This window comes from Pseudoalteromonas sp. NZS71 (assembly GCF_015864715.1).
In the GTDB taxonomy this organism is placed as follows: Bacteria; Pseudomonadota; Gammaproteobacteria; order Enterobacterales; family Alteromonadaceae; genus Pseudoalteromonas; species Pseudoalteromonas arctica.
The window spans coordinates 123,084-144,124 of record NZ_JADYWS010000001.1 but is presented as its reverse complement, the minus strand read 5'-3'; the positions used below and the strand labels follow the sequence as shown (position 1 = coordinate 144,124).

At 36.6% G+C, this 21,041-nt stretch carries 18 protein-coding genes and 1 pseudogene; 10 read left to right on the top strand and 9 right to left on the bottom strand.

The window, feature by feature from the left end:
• The first annotated feature begins 204 nt into the window (after positions 1-204).
• Genes I6E85_RS00625 through I6E85_RS00615 form a run of 3 tightly spaced genes read left to right on the top strand, consistent with a single transcriptional unit; the run spans position 205 to position 2,326 of the window.
• Positions 205-492 (top strand): hypothetical protein, encoded by a 288-nt coding sequence (locus I6E85_RS00625; protein WP_024591874.1) that lies wholly within the window; start codon positions 205-207, stop codon positions 490-492.
• Complete coding sequence (locus tag I6E85_RS00620) at positions 489-2,084, top strand: PepSY domain-containing protein (protein WP_024591873.1); 1,596 nt, start codon at positions 489-491, stop codon at positions 2,082-2,084. The genes I6E85_RS00625 and I6E85_RS00620 overlap by 4 nt, the downstream gene beginning before the upstream one ends.
• A complete protein-coding gene (locus I6E85_RS00615) occupies positions 2,081-2,326 on the top strand; it encodes a hypothetical protein (protein WP_007581829.1) in 246 nt (81 codons plus the stop codon). The genes I6E85_RS00620 and I6E85_RS00615 overlap by 4 nt, the downstream gene beginning before the upstream one ends.
• Positions 2,327-2,335: 9 nt before the next feature.
• Here I6E85_RS00615 and I6E85_RS20870 read toward each other — a convergent pair.
• A pseudogene (locus I6E85_RS20870) lies at positions 2,336-2,470 on the bottom strand (DUF6363 domain-containing protein); the annotation flags it as partial.
• A 100-nt stretch (positions 2,471-2,570) separates the two neighbouring features.
• Here I6E85_RS20870 and I6E85_RS00610 point away from each other — a divergent pair.
• Positions 2,571-3,443, top strand: a complete 873-nt coding sequence (locus I6E85_RS00610) for an SMP-30/gluconolactonase/LRE family protein (RefSeq protein WP_024591872.1) — start codon at positions 2,571-2,573, stop codon at positions 3,441-3,443.
• Positions 3,444-3,477: 34 nt separating this feature from the next.
• On the opposite strand, the gene I6E85_RS00605 is transcribed toward I6E85_RS00610, so the two are convergent.
• The 3 genes from I6E85_RS00605 to I6E85_RS00595 all read right to left on the bottom strand — a co-directional run bounded on the left by I6E85_RS00605 (position 3,478) and on the right by I6E85_RS00595 (position 6,477).
• Positions 3,478-3,933: an NfeD family protein gene (locus I6E85_RS00605; RefSeq protein ID WP_024591871.1), complete on the bottom strand. Its 456-nt coding sequence runs from the start codon at positions 3,931-3,933 to the stop codon at positions 3,478-3,480.
• Between the two features lie 21 nt (positions 3,934-3,954).
• Positions 3,955-4,908, bottom strand: coding sequence for a slipin family protein (locus I6E85_RS00600; RefSeq protein ID WP_007581832.1), 954 nt, complete (start codon positions 4,906-4,908; stop codon positions 3,955-3,957).
• Between the two features lie 129 nt (positions 4,909-5,037).
• Positions 5,038-6,477 (bottom strand): diguanylate cyclase, encoded by a 1,440-nt coding sequence (locus I6E85_RS00595; protein WP_197236452.1) that lies wholly within the window; start codon positions 6,475-6,477, stop codon positions 5,038-5,040.
• A gap of 384 nt (positions 6,478-6,861) precedes the next feature.
• Between I6E85_RS00595 and I6E85_RS00590 the strand changes: the two genes are divergently transcribed.
• Entirely contained in the window at positions 6,862-7,755 is an 894-nt protein-coding gene (locus I6E85_RS00590; protein ID WP_024591870.1) for a cation diffusion facilitator family transporter, read from the top strand.
• Between the two features lie 59 nt (positions 7,756-7,814).
• Here the strand turns inward: I6E85_RS00590 and I6E85_RS00585 are convergent, their stop codons facing one another.
• Positions 7,815-12,314 (bottom strand): EAL domain-containing protein, encoded by a 4,500-nt coding sequence (locus tag I6E85_RS00585; protein ID WP_024591869.1) that lies wholly within the window; start codon positions 12,312-12,314, stop codon positions 7,815-7,817.
• 166 nt (positions 12,315-12,480) lie between these two features.
• On the opposite strand from I6E85_RS00585, the gene I6E85_RS00580 reads away from it, so the two are divergent.
• The 3 genes from I6E85_RS00580 to I6E85_RS00570 all read left to right on the top strand — a co-directional run bounded on the left by I6E85_RS00580 (position 12,481) and on the right by I6E85_RS00570 (position 15,155).
• A complete protein-coding gene (locus I6E85_RS00580; protein WP_024591868.1) occupies positions 12,481-13,032 on the top strand; it encodes an isochorismatase family protein in 552 nt (183 codons plus the stop codon).
• Between the two features lie 148 nt (positions 13,033-13,180).
• Entirely contained in the window at positions 13,181-14,647 is a 1,467-nt protein-coding gene (locus tag I6E85_RS00575; protein WP_024591867.1) for a methyl-accepting chemotaxis protein, read from the top strand.
• Positions 14,631-15,155, top strand: coding sequence for a DUF6436 domain-containing protein (locus tag I6E85_RS00570; protein WP_024591866.1), 525 nt, complete (start codon positions 14,631-14,633; stop codon positions 15,153-15,155). Before I6E85_RS00575 ends, I6E85_RS00570 begins: the two co-directional genes overlap by 17 nt.
• A 60-nt stretch (positions 15,156-15,215) precedes the next feature.
• On the opposite strand, the gene I6E85_RS00565 is transcribed toward I6E85_RS00570, so the two are convergent.
• Positions 15,216-15,773 (bottom strand): TMEM165/GDT1 family protein, encoded by a 558-nt coding sequence (locus I6E85_RS00565; RefSeq protein WP_024591865.1) that lies wholly within the window; start codon positions 15,771-15,773, stop codon positions 15,216-15,218.
• A 603-nt stretch (positions 15,774-16,376) separates the two neighbouring features.
• On the opposite strand from I6E85_RS00565, the gene I6E85_RS00560 reads away from it, so the two are divergent.
• Positions 16,377-16,958, top strand: coding sequence for a helix-turn-helix transcriptional regulator (locus I6E85_RS00560; RefSeq protein WP_024591864.1), 582 nt, complete (start codon positions 16,377-16,379; stop codon positions 16,956-16,958).
• Positions 16,959-17,415: 457 nt separating this feature from the next.
• Positions 17,416-17,610 carry a (2Fe-2S)-binding protein gene (locus tag I6E85_RS00555; RefSeq protein ID WP_002960627.1) on the top strand — a complete coding sequence of 65 codons (195 nt, stop codon included), beginning with the start codon at positions 17,416-17,418 and terminating at the stop codon, positions 17,608-17,610.
• Between the two features lie 66 nt (positions 17,611-17,676).
• On the opposite strand, the gene bfr (I6E85_RS00550) is transcribed toward I6E85_RS00555, so the two are convergent.
• The 3 genes from bfr (I6E85_RS00550) to I6E85_RS00540 all read right to left on the bottom strand — a co-directional run bounded on the left by bfr (I6E85_RS00550) (position 17,677) and on the right by I6E85_RS00540 (position 21,017).
• Positions 17,677-18,141 carry a bacterioferritin gene (bfr, locus tag I6E85_RS00550; RefSeq protein ID WP_010554007.1) on the bottom strand — a complete coding sequence of 155 codons (465 nt, stop codon included), beginning with the start codon at positions 18,139-18,141 and terminating at the stop codon, positions 17,677-17,679.
• 12 nt (positions 18,142-18,153) lie between these two features.
• Positions 18,154-18,624 carry a bacterioferritin gene (bfr, locus tag I6E85_RS00545; RefSeq protein WP_002958985.1) on the bottom strand — a complete coding sequence of 157 codons (471 nt, stop codon included), beginning with the start codon at positions 18,622-18,624 and terminating at the stop codon, positions 18,154-18,156.
• 257 nt (positions 18,625-18,881) lie between these two features.
• Positions 18,882-21,017, bottom strand: coding sequence for a TonB-dependent receptor (locus I6E85_RS00540; RefSeq protein WP_024591863.1), 2,136 nt, complete (start codon positions 21,015-21,017; stop codon positions 18,882-18,884).
• Positions 21,018-21,041 lie beyond the last annotated feature (24 nt).

Below are 21,041 nucleotides of genomic sequence, written 5' to 3'. Positions count from 1 at the left end.
GAACTCGGCTTAACTGAAATGACGCATTACTGCGTACCTAAATTGCGAGGCGTAGCATAAAAGCTCTTAAGGCAAACCAACAGTGTTTTTAGGCTTAATTTGTTTAATAAATTGCATTAAGCATTAAATGCACAATATAATGACAATTGTTATCATTTGCATGTGATGTTTTGTATATGTTTGGGCAAATTTATTGAGCGAATAATGAATAATAAAAAAACGTTTACAGCTACACGGCGAAGGCACTTAATTGCGTGTGTATTAGCGCTAGTTACAGCGGTAATAATGATTCCGGGTATGACAACCTATTTACCGTTTCAAATGAATGAACAAATATTACTGCCTATTTTACTCTTTCCTATTATTTGGACTGCGTTGTTTATTTATGCGTATTTGGCGCAAAAAGTATGGCAACCTTTTGTAGTAATGATTGCATTGTGTGTATTACATGGTTTATTGAGTTTTTGGGCGTTAACGCAGGGGCAGGGATGAAGTCGATTACTTTAAAAAAGCTATTTTTATTACATAGCTGGGTAGGAATTATTACTGCGGTACTGCTATTTATTGTTGCATTTAGTGGGGCGTTAGCAGTTCTGTCGCGACCTGAGTTAAAAATATGGGCTAATCCAGAACTACAATCTAGCCAATACGTTGCCAGCGCGCAAATTAACCGACTAGTAAACGAATACCATAAAAAAGTACCTAGTGAATTTGGCGAAAACATTCATGTGTTTTTACCAAGTGGGCATAACTTTCATTTGTTAACGTTGGTATTTGAATCTCACCATGGCGATGAAAATTACGACCAAGAGGTGGCCAGAGTATTTCAATTTCATCCCAATACGTTGGCGCTGGAAAATACTTACTATGGGCCTAGTAAAGAGTTTTACGCCAATAAAAAAACGGATGCGCCAACTTATATAGGTGAGTTTCATGCAGATTTGCATTTAGGGCGACCAATTGGGTTAATACTCACTGGGTTTTTAGGTTTAACGCTTTTAGTAAGTGCAGTGACAGGCTTGTTTATTCATCGCAAATTGATAAAAGAGCTCTTTACGTTTAGGCGAGATAAAGGGTTAGATATTGCAGTAAGCGATGCTCATAAGGTTATAGGTATTTGGGGCAGCGTATTTAATATTGTGATTGGTTTTACAGGATCATTTTTAGGGCTCGCAACCATTATTTTACTACCAGCAGCTGCGTTTGTGAGCTTTGGTGGCGATCAAGATAAGTTAATAGAAACGTTTACCGCTATTCCTGAGCCTGTAGTTAGCCACATTAAGCAACCTACAAAAATAGACACTATTTTAGAGCATGCTCATAGTCGTTACCCTGAAGCAATAATTAGGGATGTCACAATAATGGCGCATAACGATGCGAATGCGCAGGTATATTTGCGTTTGTTAGGTGGCGAGGCTGTTGCTTCTCAGTTACTGCATTATCAGGGCAATGGTGAGTTTGTGCAGTCGATGAGTAGTTTTGGTGATATTTCAGGTGTTTCGATAAAAGTAATTGAGTTGATGTTTCCGCTGCACTTTGGGAACTTTGCAGGAGTGTTTGTAAAATTACTTTGGGTATTGCTTGGCTTAAGTACTGCGCTTTTACCTATTTCGGGCATGATGATGTGGCTAACAAAGCGCACACGTGGCAGTAGCCCTTCACTGAGTATGCAGGCATATGCACGCTGGAATCGTTTTATTATTGGCAGTTGTGGCGGTTTGGTATTAGCAAGCTTTGTGCTATTTCCTGTGCAAGTTTTACTTAATTATAGCGTTGTTGGTGTGGCGCAAAATAGCTTTTTTGGACCCGTGTTCTTTTATACGTGGTTGGCATGGTTACTCTTAAGTGTATTACCCATAGGTTATAAAAACTACTTTAAGCTGACTCTTTTACTATGCGGCGCTTCGCTTGCTTTGGTGCTGCCACTTAATATTTTACTTGGCGTTAGCAATGTTATTAACCTTAATAGCTCGCTTGTCGCGGTAGTAGATATAAGCTTTATGGTGGTGGGTATCGTGTGTATGTTTGTTGTCTTAAAAATAAAAAACACACAAAAATTACAAATTGAGGTACAACCCGCATGAACGAGCTACTAATTACAATTGCGATGGTAAGTTTATTATTAATGATGCTCAACCTACGAAAAAACACACTTACATTAGCGACTAAAACATTTTTAAGTGCACTGCTATTTGGTTTAGCGCTGATATGTTTTATGAGTGTTTACGGTATTTTAGGCGGTGCAATATGCACCGTTGTGGGAGCTATGTTAGCTGGTTTACTAACCGCAGTTATTGCGGGTAAAGCACCGCAATTATTAGGTTAAATAATGCAGTTATTTAGCTAAAAAGGCCTTAGCAGTATCAACTCCCATGTTGTAACCACTATTAAGTATTTCAAACTTTTTAGTGGTACGCCCAACTTTAAAATTAGCCGGTGGTCCAATGATATTGATTTTGCAGTCACTAGGGCGTGTTGATAAATTAAAGCCAGGTACACATCGCGAAATTCACTGTTTTCTGGTAAGGTTTGGGTTACAAGGCTTTGTTAATAATAAAGAATAAGTATTTATGTTTGACCCTAGCGTAACCATTTTTGAAAGCACACAGAATCAGCTTGCAGAAAGTCCTCTTTGGCACCCTATGCTGAATACTTTTTTTTGGGTCGACATAAATAAAAAATTACTTTTAAGCAAAAAAATACACAGCGAAAGCCAACCAAAAACAGTTAATATGCCCGATACGCTCAGTGCAATAGCGTGGATTGATGAGCAGCACTTGTTGCTAGGTACAAGCACTGGTTTATATAAATACCATATTAATTCGAGCACTCGCCACCTTATTCTTAATATTGAAAATACACAACTAAATAGGCGTTCAAACGACGGCCGCGCTGATCCATGGGGTGGTTTTTGGTTAAGTACAATGAACGTAAATGCTAAAAAAGGTTACGGTAAAATATACCGTTATTATAAACACCAGCTTAAAGCCGTTGTAAGTGGTTTGAGTATCCCAAATGGATTGTGCTTTGATAAGCCACGTTTACGCGGTTATTACTGCGACTCTTTAACGAGTTGTATTTATGTATTAGATTTGGATGAGCAAACTGGCGAACCTTGCTCTGAGCCACGTGTTTTTTATCAATTTAATAACACTGATGTTGACCCCGATGGCTGCGTAACCGACCAATTAGGTAATTTGTGGCTAGCTGTTTGGGGAATGGGGTGTGTTATATGTTTATCCCCAGGCGGTGAGCTAATTAAAACAATAAAGCTTTGTGCAATAAAACCGACATGCACCGCATTTGGTGGTGAAAATGCTGAATTGTTACTTGTGACATCGGCATTTGATGAATCGATTAATAATACTGTTAGTGAACAAGGCGCTGTATTTCAAATCTCAGGCATAAAAAACGGGCAGTTTGAGCCGCCCGTTTTACTGTAATTTATTATACACAGTGCTTGTTTTAAAGTGATGATTAGCTTTTAGGCTTAATCCACATAACACCCACTTCTTTTTTGGTTACTAAAACCTCAGTACCGGCGCTAATTGGTTGCTCACTTTTGAGTTTCCAGCTAATACCTGAATATTGATGTGTAGTTAAACCTTGTTCTGTTACATCGCTAGTAAGTACAAAAGTAAGTTCAGCAAAATCACTATTCACTTGCTTCTTATCTACGCGATTTTGCATTTGTTTTAATGGTTTCCAAAGTGCAACGGCCAAGCCAGCTGTTACAACTGCATTACTCCAAAGGGCTGTTGTTAATGAGTCAGGCAAAATACCAAAACTCATTAATAATCCTGTAAGGAATAACGATAATCCAAAAAACAACAAAATAAATGTAGAAAGGCCAAGTACTGCTACTTCTATTATTAAAGCAACAATACCAAGTACCATAAGTGTTTGCGGTAAATTTTGCGTAATAAAATCCATACAAACCTCTTTATTTAGTTATTAACCCAGATGCTTTTTATTTAAGCTATTAATGATTGCCATACCTTGGGCAACCATTGAGCTTGCATCTGTCGCGTTGTCTGGTAGTAATACAATTGATGATTCACGAGCAATAGCTTCTTTAGCCGCGATTGCTTTAGTTGCTAAATCTAGCTGAATTGCTTTTTGACCTTGCTCTGTATCTGCAGCTTCACCTATTTTAATAAGTGCATTTGCTTGTGCTTCTGCAACTGTAGTAATAGCTGTTGCTTCACCTTCAGCGCGTAAAATTTGCTCGGCTTTGTCGGCTTCAGCAGCAAGTACTTGTGCTTGTTTTTTACCTTCAGCAACGTTGATATTTGCTTGGCGATCACCTTCTGACTCTAAAATTTGAGCTCGTTTAACACGCTCAGCTTTCATTTGTGCTTCCATCGCTTCCATAATAGAGTTAGGCGGCACAATATCTTTAATTTCGTAGCGAAGTACTTGAATACCCCAAGGCTCAGATGCCTGGTTTATAGCTGCAACAATGTTGGTATTAAGTAAATCACGCTCTTCAAATGTTTTATCAAGCTCCATTTTACCTAATTCTGAACGCATTGTTGTTTGTGAAAGTTGTACAACTGCAAACGTATAGTCGTCAACGCCATACGTTGCTTTGTATGGGTCTAGTACTCTAAAGTACAGTACGCCATCAACTATAAGTGAGATGTTATCTTTAGTGATAGCTGACTGCGATGGTACATCTTGAGCTTGTTCTTTTAAGCTACGATCAGCCGAGATTCTATCAATAAATGGAATAATAAAGTTAAGGCCGGCTTCTTTAGTTGATTGGTATTTACCAAAACGTTCGATTAACCAGGCGCGGTTTTGTGGTACAAATTTAACGCTACTTTTTAAAAGCACGATAACAAAAACAAGTAAAAAAGCCTCAACAGTAAAAACCATATCGAGAATTTGTGTGACTGGATCCATTTAAACATTCCTTATAATAATTAAACGCTGAGTGGTTGTATTGTTTATAATTTCAGCGTGTATAGATTATCACTACAGCGAACTTTTAACCACTAAAACTCACTGTAGCGCGCCGACTTAGTCGGTTTTTTAAAAACTGGCTATTTTATTTCTGCCTGTTTCTTTTGCGTTATAAAGGGCTATGTCGGCGTTAGTTATTACTTCTTTAGGTGTTGTTTTTTGATTGGGTATAAGGCTATAAAATCCAATACTCAAAGAGAGGTAATTACTAGCACTTGAAAAATTATGTTCAATTGCGAGTTCTGCGATTTTTTCCTGAATAAGAACAGCAAACCTTTGACAATGATCTGTGTCGACTGCAGGTAAAATTATCGCAAATTCTTCACCACCGAAACGAGCGGCTAAATCACCTTCACGTTTACAAAGATCATGCAGCGCTTTGGCAACTCGTTTTAACACTTCGTCTCCGAGCTGATGCCCATAGTTATCGTTATAACGCTTAAAAAAATCAATATCACACATTATTAAACTAATGGGTTCTTTATTACGTGCGCCGCGCTTTATTTCGCATTTTAAAGTTTGATCAAAACAGCGTCTGTTAGCAATGTTTGTAAGGCCATCAGTATTAACTTGTTTGTTAAGTTTATGATTGGCATTAATGAGTTGCTGTTGAGCTTGTTGTAGCTCTTGCTTATAATTTAAATTTTTGAAAGCATTAGCAAGCATTTCACCTACTAACCTTAGGCGAATAAGGTCTAAATCAGTCCAGTTTCGCTTTTGAACAACGCAATCACAGCCTATAAAGCCAACGAGCTCTTTGTCATAACGTAACCCGATGCAAAGTACTGATTTTATTTTTTGTCGCTGAAAAATTATTTTTTCGCTCGTTGCTTGGATAGGTAACAACGTTACATCGTTAACTCTAAATAAGTGAGTACGGGCCATTAAAGTAAAAAAATAAGGGAGGTCGCTTTTTGGAAGGTCCTGTAAGTCGTCTTTAAATGCTTGTATATCGTTATTTACCCATTCGTGAGTGTTATTTATTGTTTTACCGTCCTCGGCAAACTTAAATAAATAACTTCTATCTGCGTGGCATACGGTACCAATAGCTTTTAATGCATAGTTGATATGCTTATCAACGTCGTCGTTTTGAATATCAATTAAGTCAGTTGATATGTTCGAAATGATATTATCAAAATCATATTGTTCTTCGACATTGTTATTTAATATATCAATGATAATAATTGAATGTGAGTTAGGTAATTTTGCAAATTTTACATTGAGTAGTAATTTAGATGTTTGTTTTGATAAAGCAAACAGGCATTGATTATTTGCTGTAAAATAGTCTAAGAATAGATCTTCGATTAACAGTTCTTTTTTACTGTGATGATTGGTCAAAGTGATGTGTGCAAAATCAATTTTATTAAAATGTGATTGGTCTTTTAAGCCAAACAAGTCCTGTGCTTGGCTGTTAACTTTAAATATATTTTCATTGGCATCATAAAGTAATACACAAAACGGCAGTAACTCCAAGTTTCGCCATATTTCATCTGATAGGTTATTACTCACTCAACTCTCCATGTGTTTAAGCCACAATTAAATTGTTATCTATTGTATTTTTTATTGTTTTTACTTGGGCGTGTTAATCGTCCTTAGATCGAGCTCAAAGGGCAGCGCATGTTTTGTATTTATACTGCGTTATTGCCTATTTATGGGGAATAGCCACACTACATAGACTCTGCCTTGCCTAAAAAACAAAAATACTACTGCAAATTCAACCACCGAAGTTCAACAAGCCCTACTAATTATTAGCACATTTTTTTTGATTTACTAAGTTTTTAGTGCGTTTGAGGGCGGTACGTATTATAATTGATACTGTATATCATTACCCTTTTCTACTCTAAGCCATCTTTGGTTTATTTGCACTTTAAGTATAGGTTATTCAAGCATTTCATGACAGAAATCACTACACACCAAGCTTCTCGTCGTCGGTTACTTATTGCGCTAGCAATTACGTGTTCGTTTATGGTAATTCAGGTTATAGGTGCTTATTATTCTAATTCGCTTGCTGTACTTGCCGATGCGGGGCATTTGTTTGTTCACAATAGCTCGTTATTCATCGCACTGATTGCATCAAGTCTCGCTATTCATTTTGCTAAAACCTATAACGATGGTCATCAAAGAGCCGAGCTTTTGGGTGGTCTGGTGAACGGATTTTTATACCTAGCAATCAGTTTAATTATTTTGTATGAAGGTGGTGAGCGCTATATACACCAGCATGAAGGAAATGAGCTGGCTATTAATAGTTATTTAATGTCGGTTATTGCTGCTATTGGTTTTTTGTTTCATGGTGCTGCTGCATGGGTTTTATATAAAGGCCGCAAAGCGAGTATTAATGTTTACGCGGTATTTTTACATTCATTCTTTGATTTGATTTCTACCGTATCGACATTTGTGGCTGGTATTCTTATATATTTTACGGGCTGGGTTGTTATCGATATTTTATCGAGCATGTTAATCGCCTCTTTCGTGTTGTTTACCGGTATTAAGGTTATTATTAGTTGTATAAAAGGTTTACGCTTAAATAAGGCAAAACTCCCTAAAGTAGCAGATATTGAAAGTGAGATTACAGATATGGAGCATGTTCACAATGTCCATAACGTCACTGTAACGCGTAAATATAAGGGTGTAGTAGTCGGGGCGCACGTTGTACTTAAAGAGCATTGTACTATTGAAAAACACGATGAAGCATGTCGTATGAAGGTAGAACAACTGTTAGCTGAAAAATTTAATGTACGCAATAGTGTATTACAAATAGAAAGCCACGAATGCCATCACATCCATTAGTAGCATCTAATTAATATAAAAGCGTGTAATAATGATTAGCACGCTTTTAATGTTTCAAATCAAATCAAATCAAAGATATTGCTAAAACAATCGCTTTTACGTAAGTCTTTAGCATCCATTGGCCTTGCAAAGTAATAACCCTGCAGTACAGTACACCCAACCTCGGCTAAAAAGATCATCTGTTCGCGCGTTTCTACTCCTTCTGCAATACAGTAAAGATCTAGGTTTTCGGCCAACGAAAGAATGGTTTTAATAATCGACTCATCACCTTTATCTATACCAATACTGTTTACAAAGCTTTGATCTATTTTAATAACATTAATAGGAAATTGGCTCAAATAGGTGAGTGACGAGTAACCAGTACCAAAATCATCAAGTAGTAATTTAAACCCAGCAGCTTTTAAGTTTTGTAGCTGCTTGGCTGCTTTGAGTTTATCTTCTAGTAAAATACTCTCTGTTATTTCAAGTCTTAATTGTCTTGGATGAACTTGAGAGTCCGCTAATATGGACATTAGCCGCTGGGTTATGTTTGTTTTTAAAATGTGTTTAGGAGATAAGTTTAAAGATATATAAAACAATGGGTTTGCGCTTAGTATAGGTGCAATTTCAATAAGAGCTCGTTGCAATGCTTGCTCAGTAAGGAGCTCTATTAAACCGGTTTCTTCTGCTACCGGAATAAAAAGTGCTGGGGATACTAACTGGCCTTCATTTTTCCAGCGCATGAGTAACTCCACGCCATTTATTGTTTTTTCTTCTATGTCGATAATGGGTTGATAGTGATTAAAAAATCGGTTGTCTTTCACTGCATCTTTTAAATCATTTTCGAGCAGTAATTTTTGTTTTATCAGCTCATTCATTTCATCGCTAAAAAACTTAAAGTCGTTTCTCCCGCCTTGTTTAGCGTGCATCATCGCAACATCGGCATTACGGATAAGTATATCGGTGGTTACAGCATCGAATGGGTATAGAGCTACGCCAATACTGGCTGAAATATTAATAGAGAAGTCTTCAATAATTACTTTATTAGCTAACTCATTACTAATTTTTCTTACTGTATCGCGAAGAGACTGAAGCGATTTTATATTTTGAATCAGCACTAAAAATTCATCACCACTTTGGCGACCAAGTTTTGCGTTTGCGCCAAGCATACCGTTTACTCTTTGGGTAATATTACAAAGCAGCTTATCGCCAACTGCGTGGCCAAAAGAGTCATTAACAGGTTTGAACTTATCTAAATCAATAAATAATAATGCGCATTGTGTATTACTCTCATTGGCATGTTTAATCGCTTTTTCAATGTTTTGATACATTAAACTACGATTTGGGAGATGTGTTAGAGGGTCAAAATTAGCCAAATAGCGCAATTCGTTTTCAGCACGTTTTTGCTCAGTTAAATCTGTAATAACAACTACGTAGTAGCTTGCAGTATCTTTTGTTACGGCTGTGGCGCTTATATGTATTGGATGTTCGTTACTTTTTGCTGTTTTTATATAAGCATCACTTTGCCAGTTTTCTGTAGCTTTTAATTTTTTTAGAATATTTGCAAACTCTCTACATTTATCTTTACCAATGGCCCTAATAAATAATTTTGGACTAATTTTAGTGGCTGCTTGTTCATTTGAAAACGTTTCAATAAAACTGTTGTTCGCAGAAAATGGCATTAAATGTTTATCGAGTATAAGTAACCAGTCGTTTATTTGGCTAAACGCTTCACCTAAAATTTTTGCTTGTTGCTCATTAGCCCGTTGCTCAGTGATATTGGTATATATGCCAGAAACATATAGCGGCTCATTTGTTTGAGGATCGTATATAACTTGTCCTGTATCTTGATACCATAACCAATGCCCTTCTTTATGCTGTAAACGATAAGTTGCTTGCCAGTTTTGCTGTTTTTTGTACTTGAAGTAGTTTTCCCATTGGTTTTCAAAACGACGTCGATCATCTTTGTGTATTAGCGCTAAAAATTGTTCTATGTGTACGCGTACAGGTAAGCCTGTATAGCCTAATTCACTTCCTCTGAGCGTACTTACGGAAGCATCTTTAAAATTATAATCCCACACGCCGCTTTTGTTATTTTTAAGCGCGAGTTCTGTTTGCTTTTGCGAATGAATAGTGGCTCTATGCGCTTGTTCTATTGCAACTTGGCGGCTGCGGTATTGCCAAAAAATGAAAAACAACACGGCAATTATTAAAATTACATAGGCGGCAATAGCAAAGGGCGACTTCCATGGTGCGTAGGCTACATTTATTCGAATGCTTATCAGATCACTGGTTCTAAGCCCTTCTTTAGTATGTGCCGATATTGTTAGCGAGTAATTACCGGGTTGGAGTTTAGTGAAAAAGACATGATTAGATCTTAAGTCTTCGTAGGAAAGCGAAGTGGGTCCATCAAGAACTACTTTATAATACGTTTTTTCGACATTCGGGTATGCAAAGGTGGAAAAATTAACGGTTAAGCCCATATCCTCATAATCTAACTCAAGAGGCATGTTGAGATATTTATTAGGTATATAATTCAGCTCTCTCGTAAAAAGGTTAATATCTGTAATGGCTAATTTTTGATGGCTAAGCTGTTCTTGTTTTAAAAAGTCCGATGGGTCAAATACAATAGCGCCTGTGTTGTTAGTCCCAAACATAAGCCGACCATCATTTAGTGGTATTGCGGCAATAGCTGAAAATTGGTTCGTAACTAAGCCGTCTTTTGTTGAGTAACTTGCCAAACTAAGCGTATCGAGGTTTAGCTGATATAACCCATTTTTAGTGCTAATCCATAAAAAACCATATTCGTCAGGTAAGAGGGAATATATTTCGTCAGTATTAACAGCATTTTTTGAGCCAATGTGATGCTTAATTTCGTAGGTTATTGGGTCTACACCAAATAAACCTTCATAGGTACTGGCTAACCAGAGAATATTTCTTTTTGAATCTAAATAATAGTTTTCTATCGTTGTAAAAAGGCCATTCTTAGGGTTTAGAGTTTGAAAGATACGTGTTAATTTTTGTGTTTTCTCGTTGTACCTATATAGGTTTTTATTTGTACCAATAACAAATTCATTCGGGTGGCTTTCTAATGGGGTATGAAACGAGTAGGCATTAATGGGGTCTAACAGTTCTTTAAGACCTTTTATAACTCTAGATTTGCCCGTTTTTTCATCGAGTACATAATAGTTTTTATCAGTTAAAAATGCATATTCATTCGATTTTATTTGAGCGAAACCAAATATATCATATCGTATTAATAAACCTTTATTAGCACCTGTGTTTTCAATAATTTCGCCGCTTCTCTTGTCAAAAAATTGAAAACCATTAAAAGTTGATAACCATAGGTAATCGTCTCCTATTGATGATGGAAATATATCGTAAATAGCAGCATTACCAAATGCAGCTTTGGGATCGGTGGTATTGAGAAAAATATCGGTTTGTTTAGTGAGTGGATCATAACGGGCAATGCCATCATCGGTAGCAAGCCATATGATATTATCTTTGTCTTGATAAATTTTGTGGATGGTATTGTTACCAGGTAAAAGTATATGTTTAAATCGGCGTGATTTAATTGGCCAAGTAAATACGCCTTGGGTTCTTGAGGTAAGCCAAAGTGTACCAGACTTATCGATCATAATATCATTAATAGAGTTTTCACTTACATCAAACTTACTTTTATCAAAGCTTAATATGAATTCAAACTCTCCAGTTTCTCGATGGTAGCTATATAAACCTTTTTCTGTCGCAACAAATTCGCCGTAAATACTATTGATGTATTCCCATATATTATAGTCTGGGATTATGGTTGTTATATTTGAACTGTCTATTTCTTTATTATCATTAAAGGCAATTTGGTACATACCTTCAACAGTACCGACGAGTAAACCTAACTCGTCATCCACGTTTAAAAACTTTACATTTTTATTGTCTGCGGTTGTTTTCTCAGGGGAATGAAATGGCAATTCAACTAATTGGTTAGTCGCTAAGTTTGCAGTAAATAAACCACTATTAGCGCCCACATAGAGTGTATTTTTGTCGATTTTTAATGCTCGGATATAATCATCTTTGCTAGGTAAGCTTAATATTGATACAAAAAGCTTACTTGCTTTATCGTATCTGAATACTTGTTCATCTATGGCTAAATAATAAAGACCATGCTGTTCAGCTATTGCTGAAATAGGAGAGTAAAGCTGCTTTTCTTTATCTATTTGTCCAGAGTAAATTTTTTCTGTTTTTAGCGTTATTGGATCAATAATGTATGCACCTGCAATATCGGTGGAAACTATCAACTTACCATCATTTGTTTTTAATAATGCATATATGTAATGTTTATCTAAACCAAAACCGCCGTCAAACGTGGTAACTTGATACCCATCAAAACGGTTTAAACCTTGCTGAGTCGCTACCCATATAAAGCCGATATCATCCTCTTGAATGTTGACAACATAACCATGCGAGAGACCTTCGTCAGTAGAAATTCGTTGTAATTGTTGAGCATAGTTTTGTGATGCAAAAGTGCTTTGGATGCATAGTAAAAAAACAATGGTGATATGAAAAAAAAGTTTGCTCAAACGCACTTATAAACACTCTCAGTGGAAGATAGGATGATACTTAGCTAGATAGTAAATATAGCATAAGTTTTTATTTTTTAATTACAAATAATATACGTAAAGTTAAAAGCTCTATTTTCAAATAGTGAGCTAATCTATATAGATAACAGCTAATGTTCATAAGGAGAGTATAGTGGTTTTATCTAATATTGATGCAAAAAACAGCGTGTTATTAATAATAGACTTACAAGCGTTGCTTGCTCCTGCAATTAAAGACTTTCCGAATATTTTAAAAAGTACATTGCAGTTAGTGCAGGCCGGTATTATTCACGGCGTCCCGGCCTTAATAACCGAGCAATATGTCAAAGGGTTGGGCGAGACTAATCAGCAAATTAAAAATACGTTACCTAATGCTACGTATTTTCATAAAACGTACTTTAGTGCGTGTGCAGAGCCTGGCTTTGTTGATAAGTTAAAAAGCTATGGTAAAAAGCAAGTTGTTGTTGTTGGCACTGAAGCACATGTGTGTGTTTTACAAACATGCTTAGATTTAATAGAAAATGGTTTTGAAGTTATTATCGTACACGACGGAGTTGGCTCGAGAAATCCGCAACATAAAAATTTGGCGATTGAACAGCTACGCCAAGCTGGTTCGGTAATTTCATGCGCTGAAATAGTTATTTTTCAATGGACAAAAAAAGCAGCAACACCTACGTTTAAAAAAATACTGCCTATAATTAAGTAGACCGCATGTATGTAATGTAAATTAAATGTATTATTTTTTAATGTGTCGGTAGTTTATTATTGTGTTCAGTAAACTGAAACTCGTTTTGATACGTATATTGCAAACTGCTTTATAAAACAACAATGCAAACAACAATTTTAAGGTTCTTATGTCTAGTATTGGCCGGTTATTTACAATTATTTTTAGTCTTTTGTTTGTCGAATCTATCGCTATTGGCTTGTATTTCGACACATTAGCGCAGGCCTTTATGATAGGTTTGCCATTGTGTTTATTACCTATATGGCTTTTAAACACACAAGGGGACAGTCCTGTTACCCCGCATGTGGTAGCTGCCGCCATAATGATGTTTTCTTTTTTGCACATTCAACAAACTTTTGGGTTGATTGAAGTCCATTTTGAAATATTTATTTTAATGCCCATGTTAATTGTTTTTGTACAGTGGCGAGTGTTTATTACTACAATTGTATTTGTAGCTGTTCATCATTTATCTTTTTATTATTTACAAACTCAAAATACAGGGTTTTACGTATTTGACCCTGATAGGCTTGCTTTTACTACGGTGCTTATTCATGCTGGATACGCAATAGTTGAGGTGCTAGTTGCAGGCTACATCGCTATAACGTTGCAACGCGAACGTCGTGCGGGTTTATCTTTAAGTTATGCGACAGAGCAAATAATGAAAGACCCCGAAAACATTAAACTCTCTCTACGCGCTGATGACACTAAAAGTGAGGCTGTAGCAGGGTTTAACACGTTACTAGATTACTTATCTGATGTTATTAAACAGGTACAAACTCAATCAGAATCACTGCAAAAAAACTCACAAGAGCTTATTCATGTTCATGATCAGTTGGCGGGTGGCGCAGTACAGCGTACACAACAAACTGATGATATTGCTAATTCTGGCGCTCAAGTTGCTAATGGTTTTAAACTTGTAGAAGAAGAAAGTGAGGTGCTTAAGCGTCAAGTAGACCATATTACACAAGCTGCGAGCGATGCATTAAAAGAAGTACTTCAAACAGACGCTAAAAGTAGAGAGCTGCTAACACTACTTAACCATACCGAAGAAAAAATTAACCACTTAGTGGCTGCGGGTGATGTTATTTCAGGTCTTCTTAATGAGATATCAGGTATTGCCGAGCAAACTAACTTACTTGCTTTAAATGCTGCTATTGAAGCTGCCCGTGCAGGCGAGCATGGTCGAGGTTTTGCTGTTGTTGCTGATGAGGTGAGATCTTTGGCTAATCATAGTAAAGCAACAACAGATAAAATTAGTTTAACATTAAAAGATCTCGTTAATAATAGTAAAACGTCAACGCAATCAATGAGTCAGTGTGTAAGTTTTGTAGTGGATTTAACAAGTATTAGTGCTGCGATGAAAGAGAATATTTCAGCAATGAGCGAGCAAATAGCTGCAGTATCTTCAAGCTCTGATTCAGTTGCACAAGTTGTAGCTGAGCAGGCAGGTAATACTGAATTAATAGCAAGCAGTACTGATACTATGCGCCAAAATCAGTACCAAGATACGCAAATAGTGCAGCAGTTAACTGCTAAGGTGCAGTTAATAGACGTAAGTATTGATTTGTTAGAGCAAAGCATTGCCAAGTTTAAATAAATCTAACACTTTCGTATTTTCGCTTATAGCTACATGGCTTATTTGTGTTGTTGCAGGGTTAGTTTATTTTCAATTAGAGCAGCTTAAACCGTTTGATAGCTCAAAAATTTTATTGCAAAAACATTGGTTTAGTAATTTTAAAAAGCAATTAGATTGGGTTGATACTGGTGAGCCGTCTTTAGTGATTATAACAGAAAAAAACTGTGGGTGTACTATACAAGCTAAACCACATATTTCATCGTTAAATTCTTTTGCTACAAATAAAGGCATGAAGATTGTGCAAGTTGAATTAACACCAATTCTTAAACACGTTATTCCAGCTACTCCTGCTGCTGTTATTATTAACAAAGCGGGTGAATTTGTTTATGCAGGGCCGCTCTCCGAAGGTCTAGCTTGCGCCCAAGGAAGTGGTTTTGTTGAAACTGTGGTCACTAATTTAGCTGCTGGTTTTAACTCAAATCTCTTAATTACACAAACCAAGGGATGTTACTGTGTAAATAATGCATAAATAACGTATCGATAAACTAAAGCTCGCACTTTAATCAATAGTTGCGAGCTTTAATATTGATTAAATTGTAACTAAGCCATAAATACCTAATGAGACAAACACACAAGCAGCAATAGCACGTACAGTGTTTAGTGATATTCTTTTTAGCAATGCATTTCCGGCGTATATAACAGGCACGTTAGCAATTAGCATACCTAACGTGGTTCCTACTGTTACCCAAAACACAGACTGATATTGTGCGCCTAATAGTACGGTGGCTATTTGTGTTTTATCACCAATTTCTGCAATAAAAAATAATACAAAAGCGACTAAAAAAGCCCCGTAGCTATCATATTTACTACTTACAGTTTCGTCTTTGTCTGGAATTAATAGCCAAAGGCCAACGACAATAAAACTGATGTTTACAAGCCAAGGTAAGTATTCAGAAGAAAAACTATTAGTTAACCACTGCCCAAACCATGCTGATAAACCATGATTGAGTAAAGTTGCGGCTAAAATACCAAGAATAAGCGCGCCTTTATTACGAAAACGGGCGGCTAACAGGAGCGATAAAAGCTGGGTTTTATCGCCTATTTCGGCAAGTGTGACAGTGACGGTTGAGGTTAAAAAAACTTCCATTATTGATTCTTACAGGCGGGAATACTAAACCAAGGCAAACAACTATCTCCCGCCATGAGGATAGTGTCTACCTAGGTCTCGCCGATAACGCTTGCTACAACATTACAAACTTACCATGCACATGAGGTGCAATTATGTTGATAAGTTTACTCATTACTGAGCGGGCTACTCCCCTAAGAGGCGGGCATTATTCCACAAAACTTTTGCGTGGTAAATATTAAGAATCGAATATAGTTAATTTATTCGGGAGTAATAAAGTTAGCTTTTGGCAATTAGTTGATAGTCAGGAAAGAGCGATAAGCCGTCACTCAGGTGAGTTGTCATTAACTTAGTAAGAATAAAAGGAAACTATCTCCTTTTTCATATGTGTAAATAAACTACAGTAAGCATAATATTTATAGCTGGTAATAATTTACACTATTTGATAATAATAGAAGCTCATGAAATAAGGACGTTTTCGCTCTAAGATAGGGAAAGTGTCCTTTGATAAAGCTGTTAGCAGTATGGCATTGACCTGTCGTTAAGGTGACGCAAATGTGTCGTATACAAAAAAGGAGTTTTTGAACAGGATATAGCTTCAATATATTCATGTGAGAAATACAAATGGAAATGAAACTAAACGCTAAAAAAATTATAGAAGAACGTAAAGTCAGAGCTTGGAGTCAGCAACATTTAGCTGATGTTAGTGCTGTAAGTTTAAGAACCATTCAAAGAGTAGAAAATAATGGTTCAGGTTCATTGGAAACTGTTAAAGCATTAGCTTCCTGTTTTGAGCTAGATGTTACTAAGTTATTCCAGCCTGAAATCCCATTAAAGAAAAATCACTCTAAATCCAAAATAGCAGTGTTATCTTCAATGATTGCAGCCATTTTCAGTAGTGTTTTATTTCTAGTGCCATCTACAATGGCATCAGATATTAAGATAAACTCAGATAAAGTTACAACATCTAAAAATAATGATTATCGAGTTTACAGTAACAATGTAGAGATTTTCTTGCCAAAAACTCTTACTTATGAAGTGTTAGTTGATTCAAAGTGGGAAACAGCTACACCGGAAATAGCCAGTGGTAGTGTAAAGATCTATTTGGGTAACTCAGTTGTTTTTATTGAAAAAGCAATAATAACAAGAACTGAAAAAGGAACGAAAATCACTACTAATTATGCAAAATTTACTAACACTGACTAATATACTGCTAATAAGTGTCTAAGGTTGCGACCATCCATCTCCAGCCACTCGACAACATAAAATGTTGATAATAATTGGCAAGGTATCTTACTGTGTCGGATGGCGCTTCGCTTATCCGACCTACACTGGCACAAACCGGAAATCACCTACCCATAAATTCCGTATTTATACATTAAGGTTTTTAAAGCCTTAATGTAATTAATTTTCAACCATTCAAATATTTGCCTAAACCTAACCTTACTTAGATTTAAGGTGAACTTTAATTAATAAATCTCAATCTGAGTGCCACACCTTGCTTAAAATTCAAACTATTCTCAAGCTGCCGCGAATTCTCAATTTAAGTGGCACTGGCCAAAAAAAATTTTAAATAATACATATTAGCTAAATAACAATTGATAACCATTTTCGTTTAGATTAGTATGTACGCACTAAATGAAATTGAGAGTGGTTTGTATTCATGTATATTTGTCTATGTCACGGTGTGACTGATAAAAAAATTGAGCAAACAATTGACGATGGTGCAACGACCATGCGTGAATTAACTAAAGAGCTTAAAGTAGGCAGCCAATGCGGTAAGTGTTGTGGTTGTACTAAAAAGATCCTTAATCGCAGACTTATTCAGATTGCTGATGTAACGGATCAAGTTGCTTAATTACATATAAAAACTTAGATATAAAAAAAGCAGCTTTTTAGCTGCTTTTTTTATGCTTGTTACTATTTACAGTTGAGACTGCAAGTAGTTTTTAATACCCGTATTTTTAATAAGTAATTGTTGGGTTTCTAACCAATCAATTTGCTCTTCTTGTTCATTTAAAATGTGATCAAGAGCTTCACGGGTAATATAATCTTTTTTGTTTTCAGCCAGTTTAACTGCGCTACGTAACTCATCAATAGTATCGAGTTCAAAACCCATATTAGCTGCAATCATTTCTTCGCTGTTTTCACCAATACGTAATCGGCCTAAGTCTTGAAGATTTGGTAAGCCTTCTAAAAACAAAATACGTTCGATTAAACGATCGGCGTTTTTCATTTTTTGAATTGATACTTTGTAATCTGCTTTGTCTAGTTGAGTGAAACCAAAATCTTTAAACATGCGTGCATGTAAAAAGTATTGGTTAATACCAACAAGCTCATTAGCGAGTACTTTATTAAGCGCTGCAATAACGTCTTTATCGCCTTTCATAATATGCTCCTACTAAGCCATTTGTGCTTGATGATAATTTTCAGAACCAATCTTATCAATTAAGCCAAGTTGTTGCTCTAACCAGTAAACATGGTCTTCTTCGGTATCAAATAACAGTTTTTCTAAAATGCTACGAGATTGATAATCTTGTTGTTCTTCACATATTGCGATGACGTCTTTAACACACGCAACTACTTCAAGCTCTAGTGTTAAATCGTTTTGCATCATGCTTTTTACATCGTTACCGATAAGTAAATCACGGCGCTTAGTCATATTTGGTACACCTTCTAAAAACAAGATGCGCTTAATAAGCCAGTCTGCGTGATCTTTTTCTTCTTCCATTTCGTGGTTAAGGCGCTCGTATAGTTTGTTTAAACCCCAGTCGTCATACATGCGCGAGTGTATAAAATACTGATCGATTGCTGCTAATTCGTTAGCTAACAATGTATTAAACGCATCGATTACTTTTTGATTACCTTTCATGATAAATCGCCTTAACTATTTCAATTGTATGCAGTGTAGTACAAATAACCTATATTGCAAGTTTTCTCTATAAAAATCATTGCGTTACTATTGGTTTTGATTCTTATTTAAGTTTGCGTTACTGCTTGGTTTATGGACAGTTTTTTATTTGCATTAGCATCTAATACACGCCCTAGATAAAAAGTGAGATGTTTATTTATGTGGGATTTGTTGAGCATATAGGCATGCAGGGCATGCCTATTACGTGCGTTTATTTGTTAAAATTGATATTTAGCACCCAGCGTTGCGGTTGTGCCTAATCCTTTAATGTTATATCCACCGTAGGTGTATGCCTGTGCGCGGGCAGGGTAGTAATCACTATTGAATAGGTTTTCTATTCCAAAATACCCACTCCATTGAGCGTTAACATTGTATTGGCCACTTAAGTTAAATGTGTTGTAGCTACTAACAGGGCCCTGATCGCCAGAGTATTGGCCTTGCGCATTTTTATCAAAACGCTTTCTGTCGCCTACATATAAAAAGCTCATTGCAAGAGATAGTTCGTCATTTGTTTGCCACGTTACATTCGCTGTTGCTTTAGGTGGGCTAATTTGACTTGCGCCTAGATAGTCATCAGCTTCGGTGTTTTTACCTTCTACGTAACTGTATGTGGCGCTTAACTTAAGGTCTTGGGTAATAGTGTAATTAACTAACCCTTCGTAACCCCATATTTCTTGTGGCGCACGCACAGGTTCGTAAACTCCTGTTACTTCATTATACTCATTACTTGTACCAAGCTCTGAGGTACTTCTGTAAAGAGCAAATTCAAAACGTACGTTTTCAAACTGTGAGGTAAAACCAACTTCGTAATTGTCGATTATTGAGGCTTGTGTTTGAATAAGTGCAATGTCGTCAACGGTTGCAGCGCGAAGTAAGCGACCTATATCAGAAATATCAGAGCCCTGTGAGTAACTAAAAAACGGGCTAAAGACATCGGTTAAGTTATATTTAATACCGGCATTATAGGTTGTTGCATCGTAATTAATGGTGTCGCCACGCACATTTAATGGTACTGAACATTGCGATGCGGTTTTGCAAAGTTTTAGCGTTTGGTAGTCACTTACGCTCAAATCAATGCTTTCGTTTCTTACACCCGCTTTTACAATAATGTCGTCGTTTATTACCCATTTTGTTTGTAAAAAGCCTGCCACACTTTCCATGTCCATTTCTGGCACCCACACACGGCCATCTACTAAAGGTTGCGATGTTTTATCGTTTAAGGCATCAATACCGTAGATTAGGGTGGCTGTTACGTTTTCAAAATCAAACTGACTATTAAATGTAGCTCTGGCACCTTGCTTGTCTGATTTAATAACCGATTGACCACCGCTATAACCTTCATCAAGATTGGCTAAAGCGGTTGAGAAAAAGAATACGTTTTCTATATTTTGTTTATACAGATCGAGGGTCATTTGTGTGTTTTCAAACAACGCGTAATCAACATATTTTAGGGTTATATTTTCGTTGCCTTCTGGGCCTTGCGGTTTACCTTGTTTTTGAAGCTCTAAGGGGACGTGTATAGCGTATGTTTTTTCCCCTATATTGCCATCGCCAGTAACATCGCCTAAATCAGTTTTTTGCTGTGAGCTGTAAAAGTTATAGCTAAACTGCAGTTGCTTTTCGTCGTCAAAATCATAAGTTAGTTTGGTAAAATAGTTTTGAGTTTCAGAGTCTGATAAACCATATTGCAAGCCTAAAATATCGCCCTCTGCATCGCGTTGTACGCCGTTTTCTTCATAGCTTGCCGTTAACAGGTAGCTTAGTTTATCGAGCTTTCCGTTTACTGCAGCCGCTATTCTACCGCCGCCACTTTCTGCTAATTTAACAGCGCTAAAGCGGCTTGAAATACTTATTTCACCTTCAGGTTTACCATCACTGCGAGCCTGTTTTGTTATGTAGTTAATAATGCCACCTGAGGCACCATTACCATAAATAGACGTTGCGCCTTTTATGACTTCAATGCGCGCTATTGCGCTGGCGTCTAACGTTTTTACGCCTAAAGAACCATTACGAAGAGGGGTTGATTGCGGTACACCATCAATCATTATTAATGGCGCACGACCGCGTAGTGTTTGTCCTGAATTACTTGAACTGCCTGTATCTGGGGCAAGCCCTGGAACCATTTGCGCGAGTAAGCTCCCCAATTCTGAGCTTACTTTTAAATGCTGTTGTATTTGTTGCTGATTTATAACGGTAATCGAGGCAGGTACTTCGTCAATGTTCTCTGATATGCGGCTGCCAGATACAATGACATGCTCTAACTGATCAGAAGTGTATTCATTTTTATTATTTTCATTTGCTAACGTGTTAGTACTTATTGCAACAGCAATAAGGCAAAGCGAAGTTTTTAACATGGGGTGTCTTAGTTGATAACAATT